The organism is Arthrobacter sp. FW305-BF8, assembly GCF_021789315.1.
In the GTDB taxonomy this organism is placed as follows: Bacteria; Actinomycetota; Actinomycetes; order Actinomycetales; family Micrococcaceae; genus Arthrobacter.
The window spans coordinates 2275198-2292383 of sequence record NZ_CP084561.1 but is presented as its reverse complement, the minus strand read 5'-3'; the positions used below and the strand labels follow the sequence as shown (position 1 = coordinate 2292383).

The following is a 17186-nucleotide window of genomic DNA, read 5'->3' as shown; positions in this document are numbered from 1 at the left end:
AAACACGGGATATGAGAACCAAGCAACAAGGAGTGATCGGTGAAGGCCGCAATCATGAACCAAGCAGGCGCACCGCTTGCCGTCGTCGATCTTGATCTGCAGGCGCCTGGTCCGGGCGAAGTCCGGGTGCGCGTTGACGCGGCGGGCATCTGCCACAGTGACTACCACTACATGGTCCAGGACCTGGCGTGCCGGACGCCTATCGTGCTGGGCCACGAGGGCGCGGGCATCGTGCAGGAAGTCGGAGCCGGGGTCACCCATGTCAGGCCGGGCGACAAGGTCATTCTGACCTGGCGGCCAAGTTGCGGCCGGTGCGAGTACTGCAGCAGCGGCTCGCCTGCGCTCTGCCGCCTCGGCGCTGTGCACGCTACCCATAACGAACTGCTGCGCGGCGGAACGCGGCTGTCGCACGACGGAAAGCCCGTACATCACCTGATGGGGGTGTCCTGCTACGCGGAGGAATGCGTCGTATCCGGCGAATCGGTGATCAAGATCCCCCAAGAGGTTCCCGTCGCTGTAGCAGCCATCATGGGATGTGCAGTGATCACAGGGATGGGCGTCGTACTGAACGGAATGGGGGCTCCCGCCGGGGAGTCGATTCTTATCGTCGGAGCCGGCGGAGTGGGGCTTTCGGCAGTCATCGGCGCCGCAGCAGTCGGGGCCCACCCGGTGATCGTTGCCGACATTGACGACGAAAAGCTCGCGAAGGCGCGGGAGCTTGGGGCAACCCACACGATCAACACGCGCGAACACGACCTGGCCACCACTGTGCACGAGATCACTGGCGAAGGAGCCCACTGGGCTGTCGAAGCAATCGGCCGGCCCCAGACCATTCGCGAGGCAGTCCTGGCACTTCGCCCCCGCGGCACGGCTTTCGTGGTGGGACTGTCCAACGCCGAGGCCGAGATCAACGTGCCCCTGAACCAGGTTGTTCAGCAGGAGAAATCGGTGAGGGGGAGCCTGTACGGTTCCTCCAATCTGTCAGTGCAGATCCCTCAGATCCTGGACATGTATTTGGCCGGCCGTTTGCAGCTTGATGCCCTTGTCGGCGAGAAGTTCAGCCTGGCCCAGATCAACGAAGCATTCGACTCGCTGGCCAACGGAAACATCGGTCGTTCGGTGGTCCTGATGGGCAGCAGCAACTAATCCATACCTTCAACGTCGAAGGTCTTCCCTTAGGAGAGAAACATGTCATCAACTGTCGCAGCGCCACAGATCGTGGTCTCCGACGAGGATCGGAAGCGCGCCCTGTGGGGCAGCGCAGTCGGTAGCACAATCGAGTGGTACGACTACTTCCTTTATGGCACCATGTCCGGGCTGGTATTCGGCCCGTTGTTCTTCCCGTCCAACGATCCGACCGTCAGCCAGCTCTTGGCCTTGGCGTCCTTCGCCCTGGCCTTCTTGATCCGTCCGATCGGCGGCATTCTGTTCAGCCATGTCGGAGACCGGATCGGCCGGAAGAAAACACTGGTCGTCACGCTGACCCTGATGGGCGTCTCTACTGTCGCGATGGGTTTGATGCCCACCTATTCAGCTATCGGCGTCGCGGCTCCCATCATTCTGACTGTGCTCCGCCTGCTCCAGGGCCTTGCCTTGGGCGGCGAATGGGGAGGGGGCCTGCTTCTGGCCGTCGAGTACTCTCCCAAGAACCGGCGCGGATTCTTCGGTGCAGTCCCGCAGACCGGTGCTATGCTCGGGCTCGCTCTGGGCAACATGATCACCTTGGCCGCGGGCGCGGTCTTCTCGGACGAAGCGTTCCTGGCCTACGGGTGGCGGATCCCGTTCCTTCTGTCGGTTGTCCTGTTGGCTGTCGGCCTTTGGATCCGCCACAAGGTCGACGAGACACCATCATTCCGGATGGTGAAAGCCGCGGGAGCGACGAAACAGGTTCCCCTCGTCGACACCCTGAAGCACCACTGGCGTGAAGTCCTTATCGCAACGGGCGCCAAGATCGTTGAGACCTCGACGTTCTTCATGTTCGCGACGTTCACCGTCTCCTACGCCATGACCTTGGGGTACAAGCGCGAAGCCGTACTCTCGGTGCTGCTGGTCTGCGCCGTGATCGGCGTGTTCTCAATGGTCAAGTTTGGTGCGCTCTCGGACCGGATCGGCCGGAAAAAGGTTTTCCTCTGGGGCACCGTGGCCCTGATGGTGTTTATCCTCCCGTACCTTTGGATGCTCAACCAGAAGTCCCTGCCGTTCCTTGCCGTTGCGCTTTTCGTCGGGTTTGCCGTCATCTGGCCCACCTATGGGTCACTGATCGGCACCGTGATCGCAGAGAGCTTCTCCCCGGACATCCGCTACACAGGTGCTTCCCTGGGTTACCAGCTGGGAGCAGCTATCGCGGGCGGGCCCGCTCCGCTGATCGCCACAGCACTCCTCGCAGCCTTCGGCGGCAGCTATCTTCCGGTGGGCCTTTTCATCATCCTCTGCGGCGCCATCTCACTGGTGGCTGTGTTGTTCGCCAAAGAAAAGAGCAACCAGGAGATCGACTAGGGCCCAAGTGTCCGCCGGCCATCCTGGATACAAACAAGAGAGCAAGACAAGATGACTACCGAAACCATTGAAACCCTGAGCCTGGACGAAGTCCTGAGCGCGGCCGAAACGGCCTTCGAGAGCTGGTCCGGGATGCCCTCCACTGGCCGTGCCCACCACCTTGAGGCGATGGCTGCAGCCATGGAGACGCACGCCGACGAGCTCATCGAACTTGCCATGGCAGAGACGCATCTGCCCGATGCGCGGCTGCGGGGAGAATTGACGCGGACCGTTTTTCAGCTGCGCCTCTTCGCCGAGGAACTAAGGATCGGCCGCTTCGTCTACGCACGCATAGACCACTCCGATCCCGAATGGCCCATGGGTGCACCACGCCCCGATCTTCGACGGATGCTGCTCCCGCTGGGGCCGGTGCTGGTCTTCGCCGCCAGCAACTTCCCCTTTGCCTTTTCCGTCGGTGGCGGCGACACCGCTTCAGCCCTGGCGGCAGGCTGCACCGTCATCGTCAAGGCGCACCACGGACATCCGAAGCTCTCTGCGCGCACCGCCGCGATTCTCCTCAGGGCCTTGGAAGTGTCCGGGGCACCTGAAGGCGTGCTGGCCCTGATCCACGGAACAGAAACCGGCGTCCGGGCCCTGAGAGATCCCAGGATCCAGGCAGGCGCCTTCACCGGAGGAATCCCCGGCGGGCGGGCACTGTTCGACATCGCCCAACAACGGGATGTTCCGATTCCGTTTTACGCCGAGATGGGCAGCAACAACCCGGTTTTTGTTACCCCCGAGGCGGCAGCAGAACGTCCGGCTGCCATCGCTGAGGGATACCTGGCCGCAGTGACCGGCAGCGCCGGCCAACTATGCACCAAGCCGGGAACCCTCTTTGTTCCGGCCGGAAGCCAGATCATCGAACACCTGCACACCGCGGAACTGCCGGGCGCCACAAAGCTCCTGACCGAACGGATAGAAGCGGGTTACACCCGGGAAGTTGCCGAGCTCGCAGGCCACCGGCAGGTCCGGATCCTGAACGGGAACATTCCCGGCGAGGCCACCGGCCCGGCGCCACTGATCCTGGGCACCGACATCGCAGCAGTCCTCGAGGATCCGGACCTGTTCCTGGCCGAGCGGTTCGGGCCCTTCTCCCTGGTGGTTGAGTACGAGGACATGAACCAGCTGCTGGAGGTTGCCCGGAGGATGGACGGCCAACTCACCGCGACGGTACAGGCCACAGACCAGTGCGACGTCCGCCACCTGCTCAGTGTTCTGGCCGGCAAGGCGGGACGCGTCCTGTGGAACGGCTGGCCCACAGGCGTCTCCGTAACACATGCCCAGCAGCACGGCGGACCATACCCGGCGAGCACTGCCGTCCAAACCACATCTGTCGGGACGGCAGCGATTCAACGGTTCCTGCGCCCGGTGGCACTGCAGGGGTTCCCCGACCATGTCCTCCCCGCGGAGTTGCAGGACAGCAACCCGCTAGGGATTCCGCGGCACCTAGGATAATCCCAGGCGGCTTGAACCTCCGGGCCATATGGACCGGGGCCGGCCCGCGGACACAATGAACAGATCTCGTAGAAGGATGACCTGATGCACGATAACCCCGTCAAGGTGGCTCTGCGCTCCGGCGCCACCACGACCGGAACTTGGTTAACGCTGGGTTCACCTGCGGTGGCCGAGGCCCTGGCCCATTGCGGGTTCGACTGGCTCGTAGTCGACCTTGAGCACGCCCCCAACAATCCCGCCAGCGCTGTGGAACAGTTGAGGGCCGTCGACGCCGCCCGGGCTAACGGCGGCCGTGCCGAGGCAATCGTACGCCTAGCCGAAAACGATCCCGTCCTGGCCAAGCGGGCCATGGACATTGGTGCGCGCACTCTTATCTTCCCCAATGTCAACACCGCGGATGAAGCACAGGAGGCTGTCCGCGCGATGCGTTACCCGCAGAACGGTAACGCTGGCGTGCGGGGCGTGGCAGGATTGGTCCGGGCCGGCCGGTACGGACTTGACCCGGTGTACGTGAAGAACGCCAACGAACAAGTGTGCACCATCGTGCAGATCGAATCCCGATCCGGCGTTGACAACGCTGCGGGCATCTGTGCAACCGAGGGTGTCGACTGCGTTTTCCTGGGCCCGTCCGACCTGGCTGCTTCCCTGGGCCATCTGGGCGACACCTGGCATCCAGAGGTCGTCGAAGCCATGCGGTCGGTTGTGGCCCAGGCACGCGAGGCTGGAAAGGCCACCGGCGTTTTTGCGAACGACGCAGACGATGCCAAGCTGTTCATCAACTGGGGGGTCACTTTCATCGGGCTCCACTCCGACGTTCGCTGGCTATGCCAGGGAGCGAAGCAAGAGGCCGGGCGGCTGGCAGCCGAACTGCACGCAGAGCAGGCAATCAAGGTCCACACCGCCTCATAACCTGACGGCAAGGAAAAATCCCTTGTAGCAGCTGTGGCACCTCGAGGATTGGCATGCGGTCCCGCCCCTGAAGGGGCGGGACCGTCGTCGTCCGCTGTTCTTGTGTTACGCGGTGAGTGCCCCCTCCAGCCAGGACCTCACCGCGGGGGCGGGAGCTGCACCGGCCCGCCTCGCGACGATCTTGCCGTCGACGATGACCATCAACGTTGGCACCGCCTGAATAGCGAATCTGGCGGAGAGCTGCGGCGAATGGTCCACATCGACACACTTACAACCAGGTCGACCCCGCCAGGCCCACCGTCATCTTTGCCTACACGATTAAGGGCGGCCTTGCCACCGAAGGACACCGAACAACCACTCCACGCCCCTGTCCAAAGATCAGATGGAAACACTGGCGGGGATCTCCGGGATGGACCTTGACGATCCATGGCGCAAATTCCAGCCGGGCACCGTCGAAGAACGGGCCTGCACCCAGGCATCCCTCCGCCTCAAGCGCCGGCAACCCGCACTGGCCCCGTCCCTCCAGATCCCGGCTTCCCTGCCATGGGGCGACGACAGAATTTCCACCCAAGCCGCACTGGGACGGTTCCTGTCCGACCTGAAAAGAGCAGCCCCTGAGGTGGCCCACCGTGGCGTCACCTGCAGCCCCGACGTTGCGTCGTCCACCAACCTCGCGGCTGGATCAACAAAACCGCAGTCTGGTCCGTCGGTGAGCGCCAGGACTGGTTCGCGGACGACCGGGAACGGATTCTCCGCTGGATCGAAAACTCCCACGGCCAACACATAGAACTCGGCATCGCCGAAACGAACCTGGAGGGCCCCGTCTCCGAACTCGGAACGACCTGGAGCCGCGGGGCCAGCCGCTGATTCCACTCGCCACCATCTACGACCCGTTCGTGGCCCGCGCCCTCGAACCGTGGTCCTTTGGCATGTACGCCGGGGGCCAGTCCATCCTGATTGGGACGCCGTCAGGGGGTGTCCCTGGCACCGGAGGGCGGCGCGCACCAGTCCCCCACCACTCCGTCCATCGGATTGGAACAACCCGAGTGCACAGCCTGGGAGCCAGCCTTCGCCCGCGATCTGGAATGGTGCATGCTCGAAGCTATGAGCCGGATCGGCATTCCCGGAGGACGCTCAGCCTACTTCCGATTCACCACCCGGCCACTGGATCAGGCTCAGGCCGCCATGCCGACGGACGCGCTGCTGCTGGAGCGGCGTCGCAGGCACGCGGTGGCCGGCCGTTACCGGCTGAGCGACCACGACCCCGTCGAGGACAGGGTCACTCTGGTCGGCGTCGGAGCGATCATGCCCGAAGTCATCGCCTCGGCCACACGGCTGAAGGGACTTAGCATCATCGCCGGCGTCGTCTGCCTCACCAGCCCTGACCTGGTCCTTGAATCCCTCCAGCGCCGCAACTTGCTAAACCAAGGAATTAAGGCGCTTGCATTCGACATCATAGATGTTTCCACGACACGCACCCGCGCCCCTCGTCACGGTCCAGGACGGACGCCCCCCACACACTTTGCCTTCCTGGCTGGAGCCCGAGGCGACCGCACAGTCTCCCTGGGCGCAAAGGACTTCGGGCAGTCCTCTGATCTACAGGAGGCATACCGGATCCACGGCATCGACGAGGCATCCATCGTCAATGCGGCGCCCGAACCTCGTTCACTAGCATCGGCCGTCTCACAGTAGGGGGCGGGAGACATTCGTCTGGCGGGTCAGGAAGAGGGCTACGTCCACGCTGATCAGGTTCCCGGAAGTCGGACTGGCTAACTAAACCTAAGCTACGACGGCTTGGGCCCGGTATTCCAGCGGCCAAGCCCTCGCGTCAGCGGATCGCCGCGCCGGCCTCGGACCTGATGTCGCATTGTGAGAACCGCAGCGCCAGGACGGCAAGTTCATCGAGGCGCCGGCAAGGCGGTGATCGTGGGGGCACGCAGGAAACCTCGCGAAGCTGTACACGGGATTGTGGAACTGCAGTCCGAAGGGTCTCGATCCGCGAGACCGGGCCGACGCTCCCATGCTCAATGACGCTGGCAAGCCCTCGGGTGGCTGCGGGTCCCGTGCAAATGGAACACCCGCACGACTCCGAAATCTGCACTAAAAAATGAGGCCGACGACGACACGCAGTGTCGCCGCCGGCCTCCTTTCTACGCCTGCATGGTGCCATCCACCAAAGACGCTGGGGCTTTAGGCTGCCCTCGGAAGCGTTACGTAGCTGCCCTCGACGAGGCCGGCGGCAACAGCGGGAGCGCCGGCTACGGTGACATAGCTGCCATCGGTGACGGGAGGCATGCGTCGGCTGCCGGGGGCGGTGACATAGGTGCCTTCAACACCGGCCGAGGCGCTGCCGCGGGGCAGAGTTACGTAGCTGCCGCCGCGCAGGGCGGGGCCGACGACTGTGGTGCCGGCAGCGGTGTCAGGGGCGGGTTCGGTCGTTGCGGGGCGTTCGGCCAGCAAAGTCATGGGTACTCCTCGGGGTTCAGGATCGGGGCCAGTTCAGGTTCCAGTGCCGCTCAAGCAGAAGCGCGTTGCGGGTTGTGTCGCTTGCCCTGCCGGCCAGGGGATGTTCACCGGCGCGGTACTCGAGGGCTACTCTGGCCTACGTCCAAGTTTAACGTCTTATTGATAGCGACTCAAAATAAAGTGGGGCGATTCACGCTGTAGTGGCAGCCCTCTCCGGCAGCGGCAGATTGTGTTCTTTGAGCGCGTCGACGAGCTTGTCGCGGTCGGAGGGTCGAAAGCCCTGCTGGGCAGCCAGGGGTTGAGCTCAGGTCTTCCGCGAGGAGCCGTCCGACCAGTTGCAGTTGCCGGGCCAGTGCGACGACGAAGTGCTTGAACAGGACACGCGGTTCCGGGTTACATCAGAATCAGGTCGTCCGCCATTGCCTTTGCAACGGCGTCAGGCCGGTGCCATGAGCTTAGGTTGGGACACAACGACGGCGCAGGTCGTTATAGAGGCCTACCCCGTCACCGATGTCGATGCTGATGACAACGGACAATCCCTTGATCAGAACGGCCCTAAAGAGACCGAAATGCTGCTGGTGCGGCTGCCGGTCGGCACCGCCCGCGCATTCGCCAAGCGCACCCGTGAGGTCGTGGGCGCCGGGCGTCCGATCTGCTCGCTCTGCGGCTACCCCATCGACGCCGACGGGCACATCTGCGCCCTCCCCGGGGTCTGATGCCAGCGAGGGACCTTGTGACCGCCGAGCTGACGCCTACCCGCCGCGTTGTACGCTACATTTCGGGGGACTAGCGGCCAGGTGATGATCGTCGATGGGCCGATAGCAGGCGAAAGCCCGCTGCGGGAGTTTCCCCAGGCAACCTGGCTCAGCCATGATGGCGAAAGGCCCGGTATCGGCGTTCCAAGTACGGGAGTCGGACCGTCTTGCAACTACAACGCGTTGGTGAATGTTCTGTTCGGCCCTGGCCTTTTCATTGGTGTTCGAGAGCGGTCGTGCCGTGCTCGAAGGCCTCGAATGCCCAATTGGCTGCCTTGTTCTGCGCAGGCCGATTCACGGTCCACCCGGCGCAAATGTCGGTAACGGTGAGCGTGAACCAGAACTCGCCGAAATTGTTGCGGCCCGCTATCCCTCGACACCGTTAATAAGTGTGCTTAGCATTGAGTTCCGATCAGTTGCTCTTCGCGTACAGACCGCGGGCGGGATTTTTTGGACAGCCTGCGATCTGGAAGCCTTTAGCCTCCCAACCCCTTGGGCTGGCTGCACGGGCCACAATCCTTGTTCCCCCCTTCCGTCGCCAGCTCCAATACGCGTATCGGGTGCCACTCCCCTTTTTTCCGGGTCGCCGGGCCTGCAGACCCTTGCTTTGCTGCGCCCGGAAGGTACCACTAGTGGACCAACGATCGGATGGGATAAAAGAAAAGAGCGGAAAGTGAAGGCAGTAGTTTACAAAGGACCGAACGACGTCAGCGTTGAGGACGTACCGGACGCCAAAATCGAGCACCCCGCCGACGTGCTGGTGCGAATAACCGCTGCGAACATCTGCGGCTCGGATCTGCACATGTACGAGGGCCGTACCAGCTTCGAACCCGGACGCACCTTTGGGCACGAGAACCTGGGTGAAGTGGTCGAGACCGGCCCGGCGGTGAGCAAAGTACAGGTAGGCGAACGTGTGGTGCTGCCGTTCAACATCGCCTGTGGATTCTGTAAGAACTGCGACCGGGGCTTCACCAATTACTGCCTGACGATGCAGCCTGAACCACAGCTCGCGGGTGCGGCGTACGGGTTCGCGGACATGGGCCCGTACCAGGGCGGGCAGGCCGAGTATCTGCGCGTGCCGTACGGGGACTTCAATTGCCTGCGCCTGGGCGAGGACTCGGTGGAGAAAGAACTCGACTATGTCATGCTCGCCGATATTTTCCCGACGGGCTGGCATGCCACGGAGCTGGCCGGGGTGTACCCGGGGGACTCCGTCGTCATTTACGGTGCAGGACCGGTCGGGCTCATGGCGGCGTACTCGGCCGTTATCAAAGGGGCCGGCAAAGTCATGGTGGTTGACCGCCAAAGCGACCGCCTGAAGCTGGCGGAGCAAATCGGCGCCATCGCTGTGAATGATTCGGAAGTGGACCCGGTCGAGTTCGTCAAGGACCAGACCATGGGATTCGGCGCCGACCGGGGCTGCGAATGCGTCGGCTACCAGGCTCACGATCCGGGCGGAAACGAACATCCCAACCTGACCCTGAACCGGCTCGTGGACTCAGTCCGGTTCGTCGGCGGCCTGGGCGTGGTCGGCGTGTTCCTGCCCCAGGACCCCGGGGCCCCCGACAAACTCGCCCAACAGGGCCAGGTGGCCTTCGATTACGGAAACTATTGGTTCAAAGGACAGACGATGGGCTCGGGACAGTGCCCGGTCAAGAAGTACAACCGGGCCCTGCGCGATCTGATTGCCGGCGGAAAGGCCAGCCCGTCGTTCATCGTCAGCCACGAACTGCCGCTGGATCAGGCCCCGGAGGGGTACAGGAACTTTGACAACCGCGAAGACGGCTGGACCAAAGTCGTCCTCCACCCGGCCGGCACCTGAGAAAGCCCGGACAGGAGAACCTTCAATGTCAATACGAGCAATCCACAGGAGGCGGTACTGATGCGGGCAATGGTTTACCGCGGACCGTACAAAGTACGGGTCGAAGAAAAAGACATTCCGAAGATCGAGCACCCGAACGACGCGATCGTCCGGGTCAGCAGGGGCGCTATTTGCGGGTCCGACCTGCACCTGTACCACGGCATGATGCCGGACACCCGGGTGGGAATGACGTTCGGGCACGAGTTCGTGGGCACCGTGCATGAAGTGGGATCCTCGGTGCAGAACGTGTCCGTGGGCGACCGGGTGATGGTGCCGTTCAACGTGTACTGCGGTTCCTGCTACTTCTGTGCCCGTGGCCTGTACTCCAACTGCCACAACGTGAACCCGAACGCGACGGCGGTGGGCGGCATCTACGGCTACTCCCACACCTGCGGGGGTTACGACGGCGGCCAGGCAGAATTCGTCCGTGTCCCCTTCGCGGACGTGGGGCCTTCGAAGATTCCGGACTGGATGGACGAGGAGGACGCGGTGCTGCTCACCGACGCTTGCCCCACCGGCTACTTCGGCGCCCAGCTGGGCGACATCGTGGAGGGCGACACCGTGGTGGTGTTCGGTGCAGGCCCGGTGGGGCTTTTCGCCGCCAAGTCCGCCTGGCTGATGGGGGCAGGCCGCGTGATCGTGATAGACCATCTGGAGTACCGGCTGGAAAAAGCACGGACCTTCGCCCACGCCGAAACATACAACTTCGCCGAGTACGACGACATCGTGGTGCACCTGAAGAAGGAGACCGACTACCTGGGCGCCGACGTCGTCATTGACGCCGTGGGGGCCGAAGCGGACGGCAACTTCCTCCAGCACGTCACAAGCAGCAAGTTCAAACTGCAGGGCGGCTCCCCCGTCGCCCTGAACTGGGCCATCGATTCCGTCCGCAAAGGCGGAACGGTGTCCGTGGTGGGCGCGTACGGGCCGATCTTCAGCGCCGTGAAGTTCGGCGACGCCATGAACAAGGGCCTGACCCTGCGGATGAACCAGTGCCCGGTCAAACGCCAATGGCCCCGGCTCTTCGAGCACATCCGCAATGGCTACCTCAAACCCAGCGACATCGTCACCCACCGGATCCCGCTGGAACACATCGCCGAGGGCTACCACATCTTCTCCGCCAAACTGGACAACATCATCAAACCGCTCGTAGTCGCCAGCCAGTCCTGAAAGGAGACCCGCACCATGTCTGAAACAGCAGCAACGCCGTACATCGCCAACAAACGCATCCCACCCAAGTCCGCCGAAGACCTGCGGGCACAGATCCCGGGATGGGGCGCAGACCTCGACCCGGCCGACCGCCCCTCCTACCCCCGCGAGCAACCCGGCATCGAGACCGGTGCGCGCTGGGACTTCCCCGAACGCCAACCGGAGAAATGGCCCCGGGAACGGTCCGTCGAGCACGCCTTCCTCACCCCCGTTTTCGGGACCTCCACACCTCCTGCCGGGGTCTCCGGCGCTATCCGGAAGTACGCCTACAAGTACAGCGAGGGCCGGGCCGCGCACTGGCTCCTGTTGATCGCCGCTGACCGCGTGGACGCCTGGGAACACCACCTGAAGTCCTTTGCGACTCTGCGCCCCGACAACCCCGTCACCGAAACCGGGGTGCTCAGCGAGTTCTCGGCCCACGGTGTCCGCTCCCGCTTCGGACAAAAACGCGCCGACGTCAACCACCAATGGATCGACCCGCTCCTCGTGGGAGGCCCATGGGTGCTCGCCGGACTGGGTGCTGTTGCCGCGGTCCGCGCGCTGCGAAAGCACCGCACAGCCTGACAGCCATACTGCCGGGCTGGCGGACCAAGGGTGTCACCAGCAACGCCTGCGCTGGTGACACCCTCACATCATCCCTGGCCCAGATTCGTCACCAGGTTGATGTAGACCGTGATCAGGACCGGGTTGAGAATAGCGACACGGAGGCCTGCACACGCAGGTTGCGCTGAATCATGAGGAGAAAAATGGTGCCAAAAAAGTTCACCCCCGCCCTTTGCGGTATCCTGCCGTGACGGAACGGATCCGGGTCGGGATGGTGGCGGACCCTGCCGCGCCTACGGAGATCGCGCGCCTGCTCAGTGACCTTCAGCCGCCGAGCAGCGAGGACCGCGAGGGCTGGGACATCGAGATCGTGAGCGAACCATTCGCCATGGATTGCGAGGACGCCGAAACTGCCTTGGCACGGCTTCGGGACCACGCCCGTCAGCACGAATGGGACATCGTTATCGGGCTGACCGAACTTCCGTTCCGTGACGAGAATGACGGCCGGTATCTGCTCGCCGAGACCGACCCGCGGCAACGCACAGCTGTGCTGTCGCTGCCGGCACTCGGCGGGCTCGGTATGCGGGCGCGTGCCCGGCATGCAGTGCGCGCGCTCGTCAGCGGCATGGCAGGCAATGCACAGGCCGGGCACAGCGAGCCGATGCCCTACTTCACCAGCCGTTGGCGCCTCCTCGTGGGAATGGTGCTTGCGAACCGTCCGTGGCTCCTGGTGCCTGGGCTCAAGTCCGCGCTCGTGGCAGCGCTGACGACAGGGGCGATAGCCACGATCAACTCAACGGTTTGGCTACTCGCCGGCTCCCTGTCACCGTGGCGCCTCACAGTGGCGACGATCGCCTCCATTGCCCTCGTTGTTGCCTGGCTCGTGATTGACGGCGAACTGTGGGACCGACCCGACGACGGCTCTGCGGGCGCCAGGGAAAGGTCCCGCCTCTACAACACCTCAACCCTGGTAACCCTGACCATTGGGATAATCATCTGCTACCTGGCGCTCTACCTCGTGAACCTGGCCTGGGCGCTGTTCGTCCTCGACCCGGCCGTAATGGGCGGCTACCTCCAGCAGACGCTCGGCTATGGCGACCTGTTCGTCCTGTCCTGGTTCGTCGCGTCGGCGGCGACCGTCGGCGGTGCCCTTGGCACCGGCCTGGAGTCGGAGGAAGCAATCCGCGCGGCCGCGTACTCCAAACGCGAGGAGGAGCGCCGCAACCGCCTCGCCCACGAGTGGACCGGCCGCTGACGCTTCCCGGGGTTCAAATTTTTTGCAGCTCCCGGGCTGCGAGGGCCGAGGCGAGCATGGATCCGGCCGCGGTGACGGCGTCAATGACGGGGACCCGAAGTTTGCGGCGGAGAACCTCGGCCATGCCGATGCTGCTCAGTCCGGTGCTCGCCTGAACGATGACGTCAGCACCGGCATCGATGAGCATCTGGGCAGCGGTGAGAGAGTCGAAGATGCCCGTGGGCATCAGAAACGCGTCGGGCGTCTCGACACTTTCGGGACCGTCGATGAGGACCATCCGTTCACCGAGGTATTCAGAAACCGGTCCTGGCACCTGGTGCCTGAGCCCCAGGACGCCGACCCTGCCGCCAAAGGTCAGGGCCGCGGCAGCAGCCGCGGAGCCTGCACCGATGACGGGGATGCCCACCAGGGCGCGAGCTTCTGCCAGACCGGGCTCCGAGGCGCAGCTGACGATCAGCGCATCGGCCTCTTCGGCCATTTCTCTTGCCAGCTCGACCACCTTCGGCGCGGCGGCCATGAGTGACGCTTCGTCGTACACCCCGGAGGGCTGGCCCGGAATGCAGCGGGAGGTGACAGTGAAACCGAACGTCTCCTGCAGCAGCCTCCCATGGGCATGAAGCAGGCGCCGGTCCGAGGTCGTCAGCACCCGAATAAGTCCTACGCGCATCTCAGTTCCTTCCCCGCACGGAATCATTGATCCCAACGCTAACCGGACAATATTTCCCCTCGTTTACGGGGAGGTGACCAACACTGGCCATACCGGCACTGGTTGCCTTACAAGCTGGCTGGATCGCTCGTCGGATTCAAACCAGCTTGAGTGACAGTCCCTAATGCTTTCGCGTTTCCGGGCCGTCCTGGTGGTTAGCAAGCAGCCGGGCGCAACGGATGAAGCCGAGGTGCGAGTACGCCTGCGGATGGTTCCCCAAATGGGTTTCGGTGCCCGGATCGTACTCTTCGGGCAATAGTCCTGTTGGCCCAAAGAGGTTCACCAACTGGTCGAACAGGTCCCAGGCCTCCTCGATCCTGCCCACCGCAAGGTATGCCTCAATCAGCCAGGTGGTGCAGATGTGGAAACCGCCCTCCAGGCCCGGCAGGCCGTCGTCGTACTTGTACCGGAAAACCGTGGGTCCCACCCGAAGTTCCCGCTCCACCGCCCGGACGGTATCCAGGTAGCGCTGGTCGGTGACGTCCAGCAGGCCGGACAGTCCGATGTGCAGCACCGCGGCGTCCAGATCCGGGCTGTCGTAAGCCACGGTGTACGAGGAGGCCGAGTCATCCCAGCCTTCACGCAGCACCTCGTCCCGGATGACGGTGGCCGTGGGTTCCCAGACAGGGTCAGGGGTGCGTCCGTGGCGGGCAGCAGCCCGCAGCGCCCGGTCAAGAGTTACCCAGCACATTACCTTGGTGTAGACGTGGTGCCGGGGTGCACGCCGGGCCTCCCAAATGCCGTGGTCCGGCTCCTGCCAGCGGGCAAGCACCGCCGAGGCCATCTGAACCATCAGCTCCCAATGGTCGTCCTTGAGCGCCTCTTCCCTGACGCTGAGGGCGTGGATGAGTTCCGCGATCGGGCCGAAGACGTCCAGTTGGACCTGGTGGTCCGCGGCGTTACCGATCCGGACGGGCCGGGAGCCGGCATAACCGGGGAGGCTGTCGATCACGGCTTCCGTGGAGAGCGGGGCCCCCGTGACGGAGTAGAGCGGACGCAGCCACTCCGGGCCCGGGGCGTGCTTCAGGATCCGACCCAGCCAACCCAGGAATCCGGCCGCTTCCTGCGTGGAACCCAGGTCCGCCAGCGCGTTGACGGTCATGGAGCCGTCACGCAACCAGCAGTAGCGGTAGTCCCAGTTGCGGGTCCCACCGATGCCTTCGGGCAACGAGGTAGTAGGTGCGGCCAGCACTGCGCCGGTGGGTTCGTGGACCAAGGCGCGGAGCACCAGTGCGGACCGGCGGACTAGGGAGGGCTTGACCGTAGGCACTTCCAGGCTCTGCACCCAGCTGCGGGAGGAGAGGGCGACGCCGGCCCGCCGCTCCATTTCGCCACCGGGGTCCGCTGGCCGCGGCTCGGTGTCGCCGCAGCGCAGGTTGAGCACTACGGGCCCGTCCTGCAGGTTGACTGCAGCCGTGGCGGTGGCATGCCGCCCATCGGAAGTGACTGCGAACCTCACGCCGGGCGCGAGAAGGGTGATGGGATCGGATGTTCCCACCACGTGCAGCTCCTCGCCGCGGACCTCCATGCTGAATGGCGCGTTGGCGTAGTCCGGGCGGGGCGCAAACACGATCCTTGCCGCGCCGGTTCCGGACAGCACCCGGACAAGGCTCGTGATTCCGTCCGGAGCGGGTTCGAGGTAGTCCGTGACCGTGACGTCTGTCCATCGCGTCTCCACGATCATGGTGCTGTCCACGTACCGTTGGCCCAGCACCTGGGAGGCCTTAACGGGCTCTATCGAAAAGTGACCCGCCGCGTCGCCGCCCAGAATGTGGGCAAACAGGGAGCCGGAGTCCGGCAGGGGGTGGCTCATCCAGCAGATTTTGGCGTCCGGGGTAACCAGAGCCGTTGAGGAGCCGTTGCCGATCATCGAGTGCCGCTCCAGCCCTACAGCATCCTCGCCGAAGAGCCATGCCCGCCGCAGCTCAAACAGGATGGCAAGGACCCTGGCGAAGGATCCAGGATCGGGCAGCCTGTGCGCGGCACGTGTTTCCCCGGGGCCGACGCGCAGCCCCATGTCCGGGCCCCGCAAGGTGGCGATCGCAAGTTCGTCGCTGTGTGCGTCCCCGGCATACATGGCGGCGCTGGCGCCCAGCCTGGACCGGAGGTTTTCCAGGGCATCAGCTTTGCACGGTTCCACCACGGACAGATCCAGGACAGACCCATCCACTATGAAGAACAGCCCGTGCTCACGTGCGATGTCCCGTGCGGTGGCAGTTACTGCCGCCACCACCTCTGCCGCGGCCGGCCGGGTGTGGACGGACACCGCCACGGGTTTCCGCTCAAGCCAGACGCCTTTCTGAAATCCCACCGCTTCGTTGAGTGCCGCGCTGACCTTCTGCAGTACCGCTTCCGTTGCCAGTGGCTGTACGTGCGCGAACTCCATGTCCGCCTTAGCACCGTGCGAGCCAATCAGGTGCACTTCCGCCGGCAATCGGGACACGGCGGCCAGATCGCGGAGGGAGCGCCCCGAGATGACGGCGGCATGGGTGTTCGGCAGCGCGGCCAGGGCACGGAGGGCAATTGCCGCGCTGCCCAGCGGCAGGGTCTCGGTGGAGATGCCCTCCGCATCGCACAACGTTCCGCCATAATTGCAGGCCACCAGCAACCCAGGGACCCTTGCGAGGACTTTAAGTTCAGCCAGCAGGGAGGGCGTCAGCCCATCGCCGGCCGCGTCCGAATAGACGAAGGAACGGAGCAACCCCAGTGGAAGGGACCGGGTAAGCAGCGCGGAATCCGCCACGCTTTGGTTCAACGGCGTTAGCATAAGTGCACCCCTTGAGGCAGGAAAGGCAGCCGCAGGACTGCCGGCGACGACCGGGCAGTGCCCTCACCGATATTCCCTGAGGACTTCGAAGGGGCACTCCTCATGCTCCGCCCGGACAGTTTCCCCTGAATATCCCAATGATTGCCGCGGTGTTAAGTCCGCGCCGCGAAAACGACGACGACCGCAGTAACCGTCGTCGTCCTGTCGAGCTGACGTTGGCTCTGCCTGGGGCTTTCTTTTGTCTTCTTTTACCTACCAAGAGAGAGGGCACTAACGCTAAAACAAGCATTAAACCGCAGCATCACTACACGGAAACGCCGACGCAACCTCTCGCGCCTAGGCTCGAAGCGGGAAACCGGAGCAGGAGGACCTGATCATGACGGCAGCCAGGGACCGGATCATCCGGTCATGCACGGAGCTTTCACCAGGTACCCAGATTGAAGCTCGGCAGCATGGACGGCTCATCCGCCACGGTCGGGTCAGTTCAGCAATTCCATCATGAGCATGTTCTGGATCATCGAGGGAAGAAACGGAACCCGCAAACTCATCGACGTCGAAGCACTCGACGTCATCCTAGTCCCCGGCCCACGCCTCACAGCAGAGCAACCGCCAAGTGCCGCCCGCGGCCTGATTCATACGCGTGCCCACCCTGCCAAGGAGAGAACGTTGGACGCCCTGAGAAATAGATGGAATGAGCTTTGCTCAGGCCCATCTGACTGTGACAG

13 protein-coding genes and 2 pseudogenes are annotated in these 17186 nt (G+C 63.9%); 11 read left to right on the top strand and 4 right to left on the bottom strand.

Annotated elements, in window-relative coordinates; genetic code table 11:
- Positions 1-54 precede the first annotated feature (54 nt).
- The 4 genes from LFT45_RS10245 (at position 55) to LFT45_RS10230 (ending at position 4899) form a co-directional block, all read left to right on the top strand.
- A complete protein-coding gene (locus LFT45_RS10245) occupies positions 55-1146 on the top strand; it encodes a zinc-binding dehydrogenase (RefSeq protein ID WP_236808314.1) in 1092 nt (363 codons plus the stop codon).
- 42 nt (positions 1147-1188) lie between these two features.
- Entirely contained in the window at positions 1189-2496 is a 1308-nt protein-coding gene (locus LFT45_RS10240) for an MFS transporter (protein ID WP_236808312.1), read from the top strand.
- A 51-nt stretch (positions 2497-2547) separates the two neighbouring features.
- On the top strand, positions 2548-3990 hold the full coding sequence (locus LFT45_RS10235) for an aldehyde dehydrogenase (NADP(+)) (protein ID WP_236808305.1): 1443 nt from the start codon (positions 2548-2550) through the stop codon (positions 3988-3990).
- Between the two features lie 84 nt (positions 3991-4074).
- Complete coding sequence (locus LFT45_RS10230; protein WP_236808298.1) at positions 4075-4899, top strand: HpcH/HpaI aldolase family protein; 825 nt, start codon at positions 4075-4077, stop codon at positions 4897-4899.
- A 105-nt stretch (positions 4900-5004) separates the two neighbouring features.
- On the opposite strand, the pseudogene LFT45_RS10225 reads toward LFT45_RS10230, so the two are convergent.
- A pseudogene (locus LFT45_RS10225) lies at positions 5005-5163 on the bottom strand (thioredoxin domain-containing protein); the annotation flags it as partial.
- Positions 5164-5281: 118 nt separating this feature from the next.
- Here LFT45_RS10225 and LFT45_RS10220 point away from each other — a divergent pair.
- The gene (locus tag LFT45_RS10220) at positions 5282-5686 is read left to right on the top strand and encodes a hypothetical protein (protein WP_236808290.1); all 405 of its coding nucleotides are present in this window, start codon (positions 5282-5284) and stop codon (positions 5684-5686) included.
- Between the two features lie 305 nt (positions 5687-5991).
- Positions 5992-6591, top strand: a complete 600-nt coding sequence (locus tag LFT45_RS10215; protein ID WP_236808288.1) for a hypothetical protein — start codon at positions 5992-5994, stop codon at positions 6589-6591.
- 498 nt (positions 6592-7089) lie between these two features.
- On the opposite strand, the gene LFT45_RS10210 is transcribed toward LFT45_RS10215, so the two are convergent.
- Positions 7090-7365 carry a hypothetical protein gene (locus tag LFT45_RS10210; protein WP_236808286.1) on the bottom strand — a complete coding sequence of 92 codons (276 nt, stop codon included), beginning with the start codon at positions 7363-7365 and terminating at the stop codon, positions 7090-7092.
- Between the two features lie 437 nt (positions 7366-7802).
- Here LFT45_RS10210 and LFT45_RS10205 point away from each other — a divergent pair.
- The 5 genes and pseudogenes from LFT45_RS10205 to LFT45_RS10185 all read left to right on the top strand — a co-directional run.
- A pseudogene (locus tag LFT45_RS10205) lies at positions 7803-8081 on the top strand (DUF3090 family protein); the annotation flags it as partial.
- 712 nt (positions 8082-8793) lie between these two features.
- Complete coding sequence (locus LFT45_RS10200; RefSeq protein ID WP_236808284.1) at positions 8794-9942, top strand: glutathione-independent formaldehyde dehydrogenase; 1149 nt, start codon at positions 8794-8796, stop codon at positions 9940-9942.
- A gap of 60 nt (positions 9943-10002) precedes the next feature.
- Positions 10003-11151, top strand: coding sequence for a zinc-dependent alcohol dehydrogenase (locus LFT45_RS10195; protein WP_236808282.1), 1149 nt, complete (start codon positions 10003-10005; stop codon positions 11149-11151).
- 15 nt (positions 11152-11166) lie between these two features.
- Positions 11167-11754 (top strand): hypothetical protein, encoded by a 588-nt coding sequence (locus LFT45_RS10190; protein ID WP_236808280.1) that lies wholly within the window; start codon positions 11167-11169, stop codon positions 11752-11754.
- A gap of 226 nt (positions 11755-11980) precedes the next feature.
- On the top strand, positions 11981-12988 hold the full coding sequence (locus tag LFT45_RS10185; RefSeq protein WP_236808278.1) for a hypothetical protein: 1008 nt from the start codon (positions 11981-11983) through the stop codon (positions 12986-12988).
- Between the two features lie 13 nt (positions 12989-13001).
- Here the strand turns inward: LFT45_RS10185 and LFT45_RS10180 are convergent, their stop codons facing one another.
- Both LFT45_RS10180 and LFT45_RS10175 read right to left on the bottom strand, forming a co-directional pair.
- On the bottom strand, positions 13002-13655 hold the full coding sequence (locus LFT45_RS10180) for an aspartate/glutamate racemase family protein (RefSeq protein ID WP_236808271.1): 654 nt from the start codon (positions 13653-13655) through the stop codon (positions 13002-13004).
- A 160-nt stretch (positions 13656-13815) separates the two neighbouring features.
- Positions 13816-16461 carry a trehalase-like domain-containing protein gene (locus tag LFT45_RS10175; RefSeq protein ID WP_236808257.1) on the bottom strand — a complete coding sequence of 882 codons (2646 nt, stop codon included), beginning with the start codon at positions 16459-16461 and terminating at the stop codon, positions 13816-13818.
- Positions 16462-17186: the final 725 nt, after the last annotated feature.